Source organism: Pseudomonas sp. 1176_21 (genome assembly GCF_052850635.1).
In genome coordinates, this window is sequence record NZ_VXCV01000010.1 from 19,538 (window position 1) to 34,710 (window position 15,173).

Consider the following 15,173-nt stretch of genomic DNA (forward strand, 5'->3'; position numbering starts at 1 on the left):
CGAACGAGCGTCAACGCTCCCCTGAGGGCGGCCTTTATAGCAAAAAAACTCGTCCGCGGGGGTAGTCTCGCTGTTTATCGCACGCTCGCCTCGCCCAGCAGCTGGCTCAGCACCGCACGCAGCTTGCCCGGCTTGACCGGCTTGTTGAGCAATGGCGCGCCCAGGCGCTGCATCGCACGGCGGCTCTGGTCGCTGCGATCGGCGGTGATCATCACGGCGGGTATGGTCACCGCGAAATGCTCACGCAGGTCGCGCACCACTTCGCAGCCGGTCACCCCGTGGTCCAGGTGAAAGTCCGCCAGCACCAGTTCCGGCGCGCGCCCCTGCAACACCTGAAATGCCGTCTCGCGGTCGGTCGCGGTCAACACCTCGCACCCCCACTGGGCCAGCAGGGCGGCCATGCTCTGCAAGATGCTCAGTTCGTTGTCCAGCACCAGCAGGCGGCGCCCCGGCAGCGGGTCGCCGACGCTCGGCAGCGGTGCTGGCGCCAGCACCGGCGGGCAACGACGTTCGGTGGAGAGCGGCACATCGATGCTGAACACCGAACCGCGCCCCGGCCAGGAGCGTACCCGTACCGGGTAATCGAGGATCCGCGCAATGCGCTCGACGATCGCCAGGCCCAGGCCCACCCCCTTGCGATCGGCGGCGCGGCCCACATCGAGCTGGTTGAATTCGAGAAAGATCGATTGCAGGCGCTGCGCAGCAATGCCGCGCCCGGTATCCCAGACCTCCAGGCGCAGGCAGTCGCCACGCCGCCGCGCCCCCAGCAGGATGCGCCCCTGTTCGGTATAGCGGCAGGCGTTGCTGAGGAAGTTGCGCAGGATCCGCGTCAGCAGCCGCACATCGGTGCGGATCACCTGGCGCCCGCTGCGCAAACGCAGGCCCAGGCCCTCGGCAGCCGCCACCGGCTGGAACTCCGAGGCCAGCGGCGCCAGCACATCGTCCAACAGGTACAGGTCAAGGTCAGGCTTGATTGCCGCCTGGTCGAGCCGGGAAATATCCAGCAGATCGCTCAACAGGTCTTCGGCACCTTCCAGCGCCTGGTGCGCGCGCTCCACCAGCAATTGCTCGGCCTGCGGCAACTGGCGCTCGCGCAGGGTCGAAATCAACAGGCGTGCAGCGTTGAGCGGTTGCAGCAGGTCGTGGCTGGCGGCGGCCAGGTACTTGTCCTTGCTGCGGTTGGCGGCCTGGGCCGCATCGCGTGCCTCCATCAGCTGGCGGGTACGCTCGGCCACGCGCTGCTCCAGCTCGTCGTTGAGTTGCTGCAGACGCTCCTGCGCCAGCTTGCGCTCGGTGATGTCGGCGACGAACCCCTCGACCACGCCCTCCTCGTCCGGGCGCAGCAACAGGTTCATCAGCACATCGATGCTGCTGCCGTCCTTGCGTCGCAGCTGGGTTTCGTAACCCAGCAGGGCCTGCTCGCGCTGCAGCACCTGGGCAATGTCCTGCAACTCGGCCTGGCCGCCCACGAACAGGTGGCTGGCCAGGTCACGCCGGGAAAACAGCACCGCCTGGGGGTCGGCATACCCCAGCATGCGCGCCAGCGCCGGGTTGGCGGCGCGCAGGCCATCGTCGAGGCTGGCCTGGAAGATGCCGTGCACCGCATGCTCGAACAGCCACGAATAGCGCTTGCGCTCGGTTTCCAGCTCGTCCAGGCGCGCCGCCAGTTCCGGGTAGTGGCTTTTGCGAACAGTGTGGTTGCTCAGCCCCAGCAGCCCGGCCAGCGCATTCGCGCCAGGCTCAGAGGGCCTCGCCATACACCACCTCGACATCACGCTGGCTCGAGGTCCGCGGGTTGGTGAGGATGCACGGGTCGTCCATCGCATGCTGCGACAGGAACGGAATGTCGCTGCTGCCCACCCCATGCAAGGCCAGGGTTTCGTGAAAGCCCACGGCGTGCTTGAGCGCGATCAGGTGCTCGACCAGGCGCTGGCGGACCTGATTGTGGTTCAGCCCGCGGCAATCGATACCCAGGGTCTGCGCGATCAACTTGAAGCGATCGGGGGCGGCGCTGTAGTTGAAGGCCACCACATGCTCGACCAGCACCGCATTGCACAGACCGTGGGGCAGGTCGAGAAACCCGCCCAGGCTGTGGGACATGGCGTGCACCGCCCCGAGGATGGCATTGGAGAAGGCCAGCCCGGCCTGCATGCTGCCGAGCATGATCTTCTCGCGCAGGGCGATGTCCTGCGGGTTGGCGATCATCTGCACCAGGTTGCCGTTGATCAGGCGCATTGCCTCCAGGGCATGGGGGTCGGTCAGCGGCCCATGGCCGGTGGACACGAACGCCTCGATGGCATGCACCAGCGCGTCGATGCCGGTACAGGCCGACAGGAACGGGTCCATGCTCAGGGTGGTTTCAGGGTCGATCAGCGACACATCGGGTACCACCGCCTTGCTGACGATGGAGAACTTCATGCGTTCCTGCTGGTTGGAGATGATCACGAACTGCGACACGTCGGCCGAGGTGCCGGCGGTGGTCGGGATCAGGATCAGCGGCGGGCTCGGCACTCGGATGGTGTCGACCCCTTCGAACTCCAGGATGTGCCGGCCGTGGGCCGCCACGATGCCGATGCCCTTGGCGCAGTCCATCGGGCTGCCGCCGCCAACGGCCACGATCACGTCGCACTGTTCGCTGCGATAGCGCTCGGCGCCGGCCATGACCTCTTCGACCCGCGGGTTGGGCGACACGTCGCTGTACAGGCAGTAATCGATGCCCTGCGCCTGCAGGCTGGCCTCGATGTCGCCGACCCAGCCGGCGGCGATCACGCCAGGGTCACTGACCAGCAGTACCTTGCGCGCGCCGAAGGTCCTGGCGTAATTGGCCACATGGTGCCGACAGCCGGCACCGAAGATGATTTCCGGAGAGACGAATTTACGCAACTGGCTCAGGTTCGGGCTCATGCGACGCCTTCTTGTTCTTTTAAGGTAGCGCCAGCCTAAAGCATCAGGAGGGTTTTGCAATCAGACGATAGGGGGGATGCACAAGGCAGCGCCGGTGCCTTGGGGCACCGGCGCAAGAGGGATCAACGGCTGGCGAAGTACATGGTCACTTCAAAGCCGATACGCAGATCAGTGAACGCGGGTTTTTTCCACATAGGTCCATCCTCTTCTGGCACCACAGGATTGCGGTGCGTCTATTAATACACCGTTGCCGGCGCAGGTCGAATGCTACTTTGGAACAGATTTTCCCACAGCCATCGGGCGTCAGAAGAAGCCCAGCGGATTGATGTCGTAGCTCACCAGCAGGTTCTTGGTCTGCTGGTAGTGGTCGAGCATCATCTTGTGGGTTTCACGACCCACGCCGGACTTCTTGTACCCGCCGAACGCGGCGTGCGCCGGGTACAGGTGGTAGCAGTTGGTCCACACGCGCCCGGCCTTGATGCCACGGCCCATGCGGTAGGCACGGTTGATGTCGCGGGTCCACAGCCCGGCGCCCAGGCCGAACTCGGTGTCGTTGGCGATTGCCAGGGCCTCGGCCTCGTCCTTGAAGGTGGTCACGCCCACCACCGGGCCGAAGATCTCTTCCTGGAACACGCGCATCTTGTTGTGGCCCTTGAGCAGGGTCGGCTGGATGTAGTAGCCGGTCGACAGGTCGCCGGCCAGGCGCTCGCTGGCGCCACCGGTCAGTACCTGCGCGCCCTCTTCGCGGGCGATGTCCAGGTACGAGAGGATCTTGTCGTACTGCTGCTCGGACGCCTGGGCACCAACCATGGTTTCGGTGTCCAGCGGGTTGCCACGCTTGATCTGGGCGATCTTCTTCATCACCACGGCCATGAACGGCTCGTAGATCGATTCCTGTATCACTGCACGCGATGGGCAGGTGCACACTTCGCCCTGGTTGAAGAACGCCAGCACCAGACCTTCGGCGGCCTTCTCGATGAAACTCGGCTCGGCCTGCATGATGTCTTCGAAGAAGATGTTCGGCGACTTGCCGCCCAGTTCCACGGTGCTGGGGATGATGTTCTCGGCAGCGCACTTCATGATGTGCGAGCCCACCGGGGTGGAACCGGTGAAGGCGATCTTGGCGATGCGCTTGCTGGTGGCCAGCGCTTCACCGGCCTCGCGCCCGAAGCCCTGCACGATGTTGAGCACGCCCGGCGGCAGCAGGTCGCCCACCAGCTCGGCGAACACGGTGATCGACAGTGGGGTCTGTTCAGCCGGCTTGAGCACCACGCAGTTGCCGGCGGCCAGGGCCGGGGCGAGCTTCCAGGCGGCCATCAGCAGCGGGAAGTTCCATGGAATGATCTGCCCGACCACGCCCAGCGGTTCATGGAAGTGGTAGGCGGCGGTGTTTTCGTTGATCTCGGCGGCGCTGCCTTCCTGGGCACGAATGCAACCGGCGAAGTAACGGAAATGGTCGGCGGCCAGCGGCACGTCGGCATTCAGGGTTTCGCGAATGGCCTTGCCGTTGTCCCAGGTTTCGGCAATGGCCAGCACTTCGAGGTTCTGCTCGATACGGTCGGCAATCTTGAGCAGGATGCGCGAGCGGTCCTGCACGCTGGTACGGCCCCAGGCATCGGCAGCGGCGTGGGCGGCGTCCAGGGCGCGCTCGACGTCTTCGGCGCTGGAACGTGGAAATTCGGCGATGACCTGGGCGTTCACCGGCGAGCTGTTGGTGAAGTACTGGCCGTTCAGCGGGGCAACGAACTCGCCGCCGATGTAGTTGCCGTAACGCGGTTTGAAGTTGACAAGGGCGCCTTCGGTGCCGGGAGCTGCATAGATCATGTTCGGGCCTCTGTTGATCCGGGCCTGTCATGACGACAGGCGGTGTACGGATCTTAGGCAGCCCGGGGCGGCTGACGAATCGCCCTTTGGCAGAGGACAACTCGTCATTTGGTAGTAGGTGCGGGCGCCGCTACAGGTCCAGGAACAGCGCCCGGGCCGAGCGGCTGTCGATCTGGCTGCGGTAGATCTGGATCACGCGCTCATTGTCGGCGTCTGCCGGCAACTGGTACTGCCCCCCCTCGAACCGCTGTGCGGCGGTTTTCAGATGCGCCGCGGTGTACAGCCCAGGCTCTGCGTCCAGGGTCGCGTAATGAAAGTGCGCCACCCACAGCAACTGCCCCGCCTTGTCGTGGATTTCGTACTCCTGAAGGAAATCCTGGGCATGACCCTTGCGTTTTCGCGTGGGCTTGCGCGGCTGGAGCCTGTGCAGGCTGACCTCGCCCTGGGCCTTGAGGTAGGCCACCCGACTGACCGTCGGCAACTGTGCCAGGGTCATCTGCACACGCAGACGCCGCCCTTCATCACGCAGGTGCTTGGCCTGCTCGAGCAGGGCCTTGGCTTGCAGCGCCGCATCCTGGCCGGCAGCAGACCGGTCGGTGTCGTTGCCGGCAGTCAATGCCTGTTCGATCTGCCGGGCCAGCTCGTCAAGCGGGCGCGCCTGGTGCGTCAGGATTTCTTCCATCTCCACCGGAAGCATGGCGGTCCTGGCCTGGGCAACGGCGCGCCTGAGCTGCTGCGCCGAGTCGTTCAGCAACCGCGTGGAGCGCTCCAGCAAGCCCGGCAACTGCGCCTGGGTGGCGCGCGCAGGTGCTGGGCGGGGGCGCTCCACCGGCTGCCAGATACCGGCCTCGGCGGTTTCCTCGTAGCGGGCCAGCTCGCGCTGTTCCACCGGGTCGATCACCACCACCACGTCGCTGTCGGCCCCGGCCAGCCGACGCTGCTGGCCCACCACCACGCCGCGGTTGCGGGTGCGTATCAACGTGCGCGAGCGGCTGCCTGAGGCCGGTGGCGCCGAAGGTTGGCGTGGCAGGTCGCGAATCAGCCCGGCCAGTCGCTTCTGGGCAGCATCATGCAGAGCCTGCAGCACCTGCTGGTACTCCTCCACCTGTGCCGCCCCCTGCAAAACCGCGCTGGAGGCCTTGTACAGCTGGGTGCCCTGCAGTGCACTGGCATAGTGGCGCACACTGCTGTCGAGCATCTGCACCCGTTCCTGATCGGTGAACGCCCCGCCCATCTCGAGCTCCAGTTGCAAGCCCAATCGGGCAGACAACACCGTCTCGTAGATACCCTCGCCTCCGGCGTGCCCGCGGTCTGCCTGCAGCACCAACACCCCCAGCATGTTGATCTGGGACGAACGCCAGGCCTGGACTGACAGCTCTTCACCGCGCATCGCCTCGATCCTGCTTGCCTGGGCCGGGCCGCCGGGCAGGATCTGGCGCAGCTGCCCGGTCAGGCGATCGAGGGCCTGATAGCAGTCGATGATCTGCTCGGTCAGGGTCTTGGCCCCTTCGAGCAGCACCACCAGTTGCCGATAGGTGGGCGAAGTGCCTTCCAGCACCAGTTCGCGCAGACGGTCCTGACCCTGGCCGCCGCGAAGGTTGTTTATGCCGTCCTTGTTATGCATGAACAGGCTTCGCAAGGCGTACAGCAACTGCACGGTAATGCTGGACTCCTCGAACAGGTAGTTGCCCTGCTGGGCGCGAAAGTTTGCCAGGGTTTTAAGCTGGTTCAGTTGCGCATGGCTTTCCCGCGCCTTGGCCAGCCCCTGCCCGTGCTGTCGCAGGTCATCCACATAGCGGCGCAATCGCTCGGCCGAGGGCTGCGGCTCCTGTTTCACCACCTCGTCCAGATCGCGCTTGAGCTGCAAGGTGCTGGCCTGGCGCACCGGCTGGTAGTCGTCCAGTTCCTTCTGCAGAACCTCCACGCGAGCCTGGTTGGCCAGGCGCAACTGCTGGATGCGCCGATTCAGCGGCATGCCGCCACGCAAGCGCAAGCCCAGGTCGAATTGCCAGCTGCCATCGGCGGCGTGCCGCAGCCAGGGCCCGGGAGGCTGTTGCGCGTCGCGGATTCGCAGGCCGGCATCCTCCTCCACCACGGGGTAGACCTGCCCGCTGACACCCACCCACAGACGGTCCTCATGCAGGTACAACCCCTGCCAGGGCCCGTGGCTGATCGGTGCCCCCAGCCCCTCGCGGCCCTGCACGCGCTGCAGGGGCACCAGCCGCGCGCGCTGTTCGCCGCTCAGTCGGTCCGCCGCCGCTGCCCAGCTGAAATCCAGGCTGTCCAGCGCCTGGCCCGAGGGCGAAGCGAGGGCATGGCCGAACTCGGGCTCCAGCACCTGGGCCAGCGGCGACTCGCCCCTCTGCGCAGGGGTTGAGAGCTTGAGCCGGGTGGTGTCGGTCCTGCTCGCCAGCAACGTCAGCGCCAGGTTGAACAACCATCCCGCCAGCTGCCCGTCACCCTCGCTCTGGTGTTGCTGCAAGGTATCGCGCAGGCCTGCCGTCAGTTGCACCAGCCAGCCGGCCACCGCAACCGGGCCATTGCACAGTGGCAACAGCGTGTTGAACATCAGCCAGCCCAGTTCGGCATAGGCCGCCCAGCGCTGTTCGCTGGATGACTGCGAGCCGGCCCGGGCGCGGGCCACCAGTTCCTGGGCGCAGCTACGGTACAGATGCACCAGCGGGTCGCCATCGATCAGCGCGTCGCTGAACGACGCCGGGGCCGGCACCTGAAGGGGAGCGAAGTCCGAGCCGGGCAGAAAGCGCACCGTATGCGGCTGCTCCAGCCCGCCACGCGCGTACACCGGCTGTGCCTTGGCAGGCAGCCGCGCCAGCAGATCGTCGTGCAGCGCGCCGGGCTCGCACAACCGCTCGAACAGGGCCTGGCGCGAGCTGAACTCCTGCAGCGGCTCGCGGTGCAGTGGGCGATACAGCAGGCACGGCCCCTGGCGCGGGTCGCGGCCCTCGACCAGGTAAGCATTGAGCGCGACATCGGGGTGTGCACCCGCCTCGCGCAACAGGCCCAACGGACGCAGCACCGCGTCGGTTTCCTCGCCACGGCACAGTGCCGTGACCCGCCGGGCACTCAGTGCACTGACCCCTTCGCGTTGACGCAGGTAATACTCCAGCACCAGCATCGGCAGTTGTTCGCGCAACTGATCGACGAACAGCTGCTGGCGACTGGCCGACTGCACAGGGTCATCCAGCAGGCTGTGCTGCAACAGGTCCGGGTAGGTCTGGCCCACGTCCAGGCGGGTGACCTGGGCCTTGATGAATGCAAGATCCAGCCATGTCGGCAGCACTGCGCCGCTGCGGCTGCGCAAGGTGACGCTGCCTGCCCTGAGCAGCCCCAGGTTGCCCACCGCCAGTTGGGCCAGGTTCAGCGTCACCTCGCGAATGCTGCCCGCCGGGGCAAAATCCCCCCCACTGCCGCCGGCGCCGGCAATCACCTGGCGGTTGACCAGCTCGACATCCTCCAGCTCGGCACGGGTAAATCCCGGGTGCCCGGCATGCACCGCCGCCTGCCACTGGGCCCAGGCGTACTCCGGCATGCCCGGCAGGTCATGCAGGAACGACTGCCCGCCACTGCGCTGCTGCGCCCGCGCCAGGCGCACCAGCATCTCGGTGTACTGCAGGCGCGGCGCCTCGTCAGCGTCGCGCAACCACGTCGGCAACAGCCCGCGCAGGCTGGCCAGGGTCTGGCGCTCGCTCACATCGCACACCTGCACCAGCGAGGTGGCTTCGTCCAGGCGCGCGACCAGCGTCTGCACCGGGTCGACCTGCGAATCGAGAGGTGCTGCGGCGATGGCATCGATCAGGCGCAATTGCTGTTCGAACAACAACCGCGCCTGGGCCTGGAAAATCGACAGTTCGGTCTGGTACAGGTTGAGCTTGAAGGTGCCCGAAGCCTGCGCGCCCCAGCCCCTGGCCAATGCCTCCAGCAGTGCCTGGCGCGAATCGAAGCGATACAGCCCACCCGCCAGGGTGTAGAGCACCACGACAGTGCGCAACTGGCCGAGCACCTGGCGCTCGATCAGCACCGCGCTGGCCAGTTCAGGGTCCAGCCCGCCACCGGGTTCGGCATCCAGGCACAGCAGCGACACGCGTACATCCGCGCCGTTGCCGAACTGCGCGCGCTGCGTCGCCCGTGGATAGATGCCGACCATCGTCGCCGTGGCCAGCTCCAGCCCGTCCAGCACGCCAGCCCCTCGGGCCAGTTCGCAGGCGCTGGAAAAACGGCTTTTGAGGTAATCGGCCAGCCAGTCCCAGCGCGCGGTCTGGCCCGGCTCGGCCTGGCCCCAGTAACAGCTGAGCACACGCTTGTATTCATCGAGCAGCAACGGCCCGCATTCATTGAGCAGGGTTTCGACCGCGTGCAGGTCGACATCGGCGGCCTGCGGATACTCGGCGCCGCGCTGCAGGGTGAGGTAGTCCAGCCCGCTGGCCAGGTTGAGGCAGGTGCGTTCGCAATAGCGCCGTATCAGGGCATCGGCCAGCGTATCGAGCCGCGCGCCCTGCCCCGGCCGCCCCCTGACCAGGGTCAAGGCCGATGGCGCCGGGCCCTTGATCCCGCGCACCTGCCATTGCTGCGCGCACACCTGCGCAGCCACGGCGTGCAACGAGGGCCGGGTGACCATCTGGCGGCCGATGGGGCCGCACAGCGAAGCGTGTGTGGCCAACTGCCCGAAAAGCGTATCTGCTGCATCCATGATGCGACTTCCTTGTGAGTAAAGAAGCCGCAGTACAGCGTCACGCCCTGCCGGGCAGGTGGTAGATGTTGCTCAGCGGTCCTTGAACTGGGCCTCGCGCTTGGCGATGAACGCCGCCATGCCTTCCTTCTGGTCTTCGGTGGCAAACGCGGCATGGAACACCCGGCGCTCGAAGCGCACACCTTCGGACAGGCTCACCTCGAAAGCACGGTTGATGCTCTCCTTGACCATCATCGCCACCGGCACCGACTTGCTGGCGATCTGTGCCGCCACCTTGAGGGCCTCCTCGAGCAGCTGCTCCTTGGGCACGATACGCGCCACCACGCCGGCACGCTCGGCCTCCTCGGCCCCCATCATGCGCCCGCTCAGGCACAGCTCCATGGCCTTGGCCTTGCCCACCGCGCGGGTCAGGCGCTGGGTGCCGCCCATGCCCGGCAACACGCCCAGGTTGATTTCAGGCTGACCGAACTTGGCATTGTCGGCGGCCAGGATGAAGTCGCACATCAGTGCCAGCTCGCAGCCACCGCCCAGGGCGAAGCCGGACACCGCGGCGATGATCGGCTTGCGGCGGTTGGCGATGCGGTCGCTGTCGCTGAACAGGTCGTCGATGTAGATCTGCGGGTAGCTCAGCTCGGCCATTTCCTTGATATCGGCACCGGCGGCGAAGGCTTTCTCCGAACCGGTCAGCACCACGCAGCCGATGTTCGGGTCGGCTTCGAGCTGGTCCAGCGCCTGGTTCAGCTCGCGCACGATCTGCGCGTTGAGGGCGTTGAGCGCCTGGGGCCGGTTGAGGGTGATCAGGCCGACCTTGCCACGGATGTCCAACAGAATGGTTTCGAAACTCATGCAAGCTGCTCCCTTCAAAGATTGCGCGCAATGACCATGCGCTGAATGTCGCTGGTGCCTTCGTAGATCTGGCAAACCCGCACGTCACGGTAGATCCGCTCCAGCGGGAAGTCGCTCAGATAGCCATAACCGCCCAGGGTCTGCAAGGCATCGGAACAGACCTTTTCGGCCATTTCCGAAGCAAACAGCTTGGCCATCGAGGCCTCCACCAGCGCCGGGCGCCCGGCATCACGCAAGGCGGCGGCATGATGCACCATCTGCCGGGCCACGGCGATGCGCGTGGCCATGTCGGCCAGGCGAAACGCCACCGCCTGGTGTTCGATCAGGGGCTTGCCGAAGCTCTCGCGTTCGCGCGCATAGTCACGTGCCACCTCGAACGCGGCCCGCGCCATGCCCACCGATTGCGCGGCAATACCGATGCGCCCGCCTTCCAGGTTGGCCAGGGCGATCCGGTACCCCTCGCCCTCCTCGCCCAGGCGATTGGCCAGCGGCACACGCACGTTCTCGAAGACGATCTGGCAGGTATCGGAGGCATGCTGGCCGAGCTTGTCCTCCACCCGCGCCACCTGGTAGCCAGGCGAGTCGGTGGGCACGATAAAGGCACTGATGCCGCGCTTGCCGGCTGCCGGGTCGGTCACCGCGAACACGATCACCACGCCGGCATTCTGCCCCGAGGTGATGAACTGCTTGCAGCCGTTGAGCACATAGTGATCACCCTCGAGGCGCGCACGGGTTTTCAGGCTGCTGGCATCGGAGCCCGCCTGGGGCTCGGTCAGGGCAAAGGCACCGAGCATCGCGCCCGTGGCCAGCGGCGTCAGAAACTGCTGCTTCTGCTGCTCGCTGCCGAACTTGAGGATCGGCACGCAGCCCACCGAGTTGTGCACGCTCATGATGGTCGAGCAGGCACCATCGCCGGCGGCGATTTCCTCCAGGGCCATGGCGTAGGCGACATAGCCGGTGTCGCTGCCGCCCCACTGCTCCGGCACCAGCATGCCGAACAGGCCCAGCTCGGCCATCTGCTCGATAGCCTCCCGTGGGAAACGGTGCTCGCGGTCCCACTGCTCGGCAAACGGCCGCAGGCGCTCCTGGGCAAACTGGCGAACGGCGTCGCTGATCTGCTGTTGTTCATCGTTGACTAGCATGGCGCACCTCAGTCCAGACACTCGACAGCCATGGCCGTGGCTTCGCCACCGCCGATGCAGATGGCCGCGATGCCGCGGCGCAGGCCCTTCTGGCGCAGCGCGGCAAGCAGGGTCACCAGAATACGTGCGCCCGATGCACCGATGGGGTGGCCCAGGGCGCAGGCGCCGCCGTGGATGTTGACCTTGTCGTGAGGCAGGTCCAGCTGCTTCATCGCCGCCAGGGTGACCACCGCGAACGCCTCGTTGATTTCGAACAGGTCGACCTCGGCCAGGCTCCAGCCGGTGCGCTTGAGCAGCGCATCGATGGCGCCGATCGGCGCGGTGGGGAACAGTGCAGGCTCGTCGGCGAACGCCGCATGCCCGTGGATCACCGCCAGTGGCTTGAGGCCGCGCTGCTCGGCCTGGGACCTGCGCATCAGCACCAGCGCCGCCGCACCGTCGGAAATCGAGCTGGAGTTGGCTGCCGTGACCGTACCGCCTTCGCGAAACGCCGGCCTGAGCTGCGCGATCTTGTCCAGGCGGGCCTTGGGCGGCTGTTCGTCGTGGCTGACCAGGCGGGTCTGCCTGCCCTCGGTCACCTCCACCGGCACGATCTCGGCGGCAAAACTGCCGTTCTCGATCGCCTGTTGCGCACGGGTCAGCGAGGCAATCGCAAAGTCGTCCTGAGCCTGGCGGCTGAAGCCCTGGGCCTGGGCGCAGTCCTCGGCAAAGGTGCCCATCAGGCGACCCTTGTCGTAGGCATCTTCCAGACCGTCGAAAAACATGTGGTCGATGACCTTGCCGTGCCCCATGCGGTAGCCGCTGCGCGCCTTGTCCAGCAGGTACGGGGCGTTGGACATGCTCTCCATGCCGCCGGCCACCACCACCTCGGCGGTACCGGCCAGCAGCAGGTCATGGGCCATGATCGCGGCTTGCATGCCCGAGCCGCACATCTTGTTCAGGGTGGTGCAGGTGGTGCCCTTGTCCAGGCCGGCCCCCAGGGCCGCCTGGCGTGCCGGGGCCTGGCCGAGACCGGCTGGCAGCACGCAGCCGAACAGCACCTGGTCGACGCTGTCGGCAGCCACGCCCGCACGCTCGACGGCTGCGCGAATGGCGGCAGCGCCCAGTTGCGGTGCAGTCAGGCTTTTGAGATCGCCCTGCAGGCCGCCCATGGGCGTGCGCACGGCGCTGACGATTACGATGGGATCATGGGACATGCTCATGCGGTTCTCCTGAATTACTTGGCAGCCATGCGCAAGGCACCGTCGAGGCGGATCACCTCGCCGTTGAGCATGCTGTTTTCAATGATGTGACGCGCCAGCGCCGCGTACTCCTGCGGGCGCCCCAGACGCGGCGGGAACGGCACACCGGCCGCCAGCGAGTCGCGTACTTCCTGGGTCATGCCGGCCATCATCGGGGTTTCGAAGATGCCCGGCGCGATGGTCATCACGCGGATACCGAAGCGCGCCAGTTCGCGGGCGGCCGGCAGGGTCAGGCTGGCAATCGCGCCCTTGGAGGCAGCGTAGGCCGCCTGGCCGATCTGCCCGTCATAGGCGGCGATGGAGGCGGTATTGATGATCACCCCGCGCTCGCCGTCGGCGTCGGCACCGCCTTCGGCCATGGCCGCTGCCACCAGGCGCAGCAGGTTGAAGCTGCCGATCAGGTTGACGTTGATCACCCGGCTGAAGCTGTCCAGGCCGTGCGGCCCCTGCCTGCCCAGGACCTTCTCGGCGCCGACGATGCCGGCACAGTTCACCAGCCCGTGGAGGCTGCCAAAGGCGCTGACGGCCGCGTCCACGGCGGCCTTGGCCGGGGCCTCCTGACTGATGTCGGCCACGGCGAAACGGGCCTTGTCACCCAGGGCTTGCGCCTTGGCTGCAACGGCCTCGGCGTTAAGGTCCACCAGCATCACCTGGGCACCGGCGCCGATCAGCATCTCGGCGGTGGCGGCGCCCAGCCCGGAGGCGGCGCCGCTGACGATGAAGTTCTTGTTGGCAATTTGCATAAGGGGTCCTCAGGCGCTGGCGACGGGCGCCGGCGCGGTGTGTTGTTTGGCTATTTCCTGATTGCGCAGGATGAAACGCTGCAGCTTGCCGCTCGGGGTCTTGGGCAGCTCGCCGACAAATTCGATTTCGCGCGGGTAGGCATGTGCATAAAGGCGCTGGCGCACATGCTGGCGCAGGTTTTCGGCCAGCTCCGGCGTGCCCTCCACGCCGCTGGCCAGCACCACGAACGCCTTGATCAGTTCGGTGCGCTCCGGGTCCGGCTTGCCGACCACGGCGGCCTCGATCACCGCCGGGTGCTCGATCAGCGCGCTTTCCACATCGAACGGCCCGACCCGGTACCCGGAGGTGGTGATCACGTCGTCGCTGCGCCCGACAAAGCTGATGCTGCCGTCCTGGTTCAGCTCCACCGTGTCGCCGCTGAGGTAGTACTTGCCGACGAAGGCCTTGGTCTGCACCCCGTGGTAGCCACCGAACCAGCACAGCGGTGACTGCTCGCGGTCCACCGCGAGGATGCCGGGCTGGCCGGGCGGCAGTTCGTGCTGCTGTTCATCAAGCACAACGATGCGATGACCCGGGATGGCAAAGCCGGCCGAGCCCAGGTGCACCGGGTGACGCAGGCCGTGGTGGTTGCACAGCACCATGCCCAGTTCGGTCTGGCCATAGTGATCGTGGATGGTCACCTGCAGGTGTTCGGCGAACCAGCGGATCACTTCCGGGTTGAGCGGTTCGCCGGCGCTGCTGACCACCCGCAGGCGGCCCTTGATCGGCTCGGCGAAGGCCTGGCCGGCAGCGATCAGCATGCGATAGGCCGTGGGCGACCCGGCCAGGTTGGTGATGGCGTACTTGTCGATCACCCGGCAGGTACTTTCGACACTGAACGGGCCGTCGAAGAAGGTGGTGGCCTGGCCCAGCGCCAGCGGGCCGGTGACGGCGTAGTACAGGCCGTAGGCCCAGCCGGGGTCGGCCAGGTTCCAGAAGTTGTCTTCGGGGCGCAGGTCGATGGCGTCGCGCATGTAGCCCTGAAACGCCACGATGGCCCGCAACGGCACCTCCAGCGGCTTGGCCGGGCCAGTGGTACCGGAGGTGAACATCAGCAGGAAGGGGGCCTCCCCGGACAACAGCACAGGCGCGCAGTCGGCGCTGGCAGCGTCCAGGGCAGTGTGAAAATCCAGGTCGCCGCTGCCGGCCTGGGCATCGACGGTAATGATCCGCGCACAGCCCTCGATCTCGTCGAGCTTCGGGCGGTTGGTGCGGTCGGTGACCACCACGCGGGCGCCGGAACTGTGCAGGCGGTGCTCGATGGCCTTGGGCCCGAAGGCAGTGAACAGCGGCTGGTAGACCGCCCCCAGGCGCCAGGTGGCGAGCACCGTGACCAGCAGCTCGACGGTGCGCGGCAGCAGCCCCGCCACCCGGTCGCCCGGCCCCACGCCCTGCGCCTTGAGCACATTGGCCAGGCGTGCGGCGCGCTGCTGCAGGTCGGCAAAGGTGTACTGCGCGCAGGCCCCGTCGTGGCGCTCCCAGTACAAGGCCACGCCGCCCTCGGCGGCGTGCCGGTCGCAACACTCGACGCAGGCGTTGAGCGCACCCAGGTTGCCCGCCAGCACGGCATCGGCAGTGTGCAGGTAATCGAAAGCACGCTGCGCGTCGTGGTAATCACGCATTGCCAGACTCCTCGTTTCTTATTGTTGGAATAGAACGAATGATCTGACGATAGTCGCGCCACCAGCGCGCAGCGACAATGGCCAAAGCTGTCAATCTGGATGA

Annotated in this window: 10 protein-coding genes; all 10 read right to left on the reverse strand. The window is 66.6% G+C overall.

All coding sequences use genetic code 11. From position 1 onward, the window contains the following. Positions 1–74: 74 nt before the first annotated feature. The 10 genes from FW760_RS20615 to FW760_RS20660 all read right to left on the reverse strand — a co-directional run bounded on the left by FW760_RS20615 (position 75) and on the right by FW760_RS20660 (position 15,070). Positions 75–1,757 carry a NahK/ErcS family hybrid sensor histidine kinase/response regulator gene (locus FW760_RS20615; RefSeq protein ID WP_116053439.1) on the reverse strand — a complete coding sequence of 561 codons (1,683 nt, stop codon included), beginning with the start codon at positions 1,755–1,757 and terminating at the stop codon, positions 75–77. Further along, positions 1,741–2,904: an alcohol dehydrogenase-like regulatory protein ErcA gene (gene ercA, locus FW760_RS20620; protein ID WP_043860111.1), complete on the reverse strand. Its 1,164-nt coding sequence runs from the start codon at positions 2,902–2,904 to the stop codon at positions 1,741–1,743. The genes FW760_RS20615 and ercA overlap by 17 nt, the downstream gene beginning before the upstream one ends. Before the next feature lie 122 nt (positions 2,905–3,026). Further along, on the reverse strand, positions 3,027–3,098 hold the full coding sequence (gene pqqA, locus FW760_RS20625; RefSeq protein ID WP_020289857.1) for a pyrroloquinoline quinone precursor peptide PqqA: 72 nt from the start codon (positions 3,096–3,098) through the stop codon (positions 3,027–3,029). A 109-nt stretch (positions 3,099–3,207) separates the two neighbouring features. Then, positions 3,208–4,728, reverse strand: a complete 1,521-nt coding sequence (exaC, locus tag FW760_RS20630; protein ID WP_043860112.1) for an acetaldehyde dehydrogenase ExaC — start codon at positions 4,726–4,728, stop codon at positions 3,208–3,210. A 130-nt stretch (positions 4,729–4,858) separates the two neighbouring features. Further along, positions 4,859–9,436 carry a hypothetical protein gene (locus tag FW760_RS20635; protein ID WP_116053436.1) on the reverse strand — a complete coding sequence of 1,526 codons (4,578 nt, stop codon included), beginning with the start codon at positions 9,434–9,436 and terminating at the stop codon, positions 4,859–4,861. 72 nt (positions 9,437–9,508) lie between these two features. After that, positions 9,509–10,282, reverse strand: a complete 774-nt coding sequence (locus tag FW760_RS20640) for an enoyl-CoA hydratase (RefSeq protein WP_043860114.1) — start codon at positions 10,280–10,282, stop codon at positions 9,509–9,511. A 14-nt stretch (positions 10,283–10,296) separates the two neighbouring features. Further along, positions 10,297–11,424: an acyl-CoA dehydrogenase gene (locus FW760_RS20645; protein ID WP_043860115.1), complete on the reverse strand. Its 1,128-nt coding sequence runs from the start codon at positions 11,422–11,424 to the stop codon at positions 10,297–10,299. Between the two features lie 8 nt (positions 11,425–11,432). Continuing rightward, positions 11,433–12,626: an acetyl-CoA C-acyltransferase gene (locus FW760_RS20650; RefSeq protein ID WP_058541898.1), complete on the reverse strand. Its 1,194-nt coding sequence runs from the start codon at positions 12,624–12,626 to the stop codon at positions 11,433–11,435. A gap of 14 nt (positions 12,627–12,640) precedes the next feature. After that, on the reverse strand, positions 12,641–13,408 hold the full coding sequence (locus FW760_RS20655; protein ID WP_058541897.1) for an SDR family NAD(P)-dependent oxidoreductase: 768 nt from the start codon (positions 13,406–13,408) through the stop codon (positions 12,641–12,643). A gap of 9 nt (positions 13,409–13,417) precedes the next feature. Then, positions 13,418–15,070, reverse strand: a complete 1,653-nt coding sequence (locus FW760_RS20660; RefSeq protein ID WP_116053434.1) for an AMP-binding protein — start codon at positions 15,068–15,070, stop codon at positions 13,418–13,420. Between the last annotated feature and the right edge of the window lie 103 nt (positions 15,071–15,173).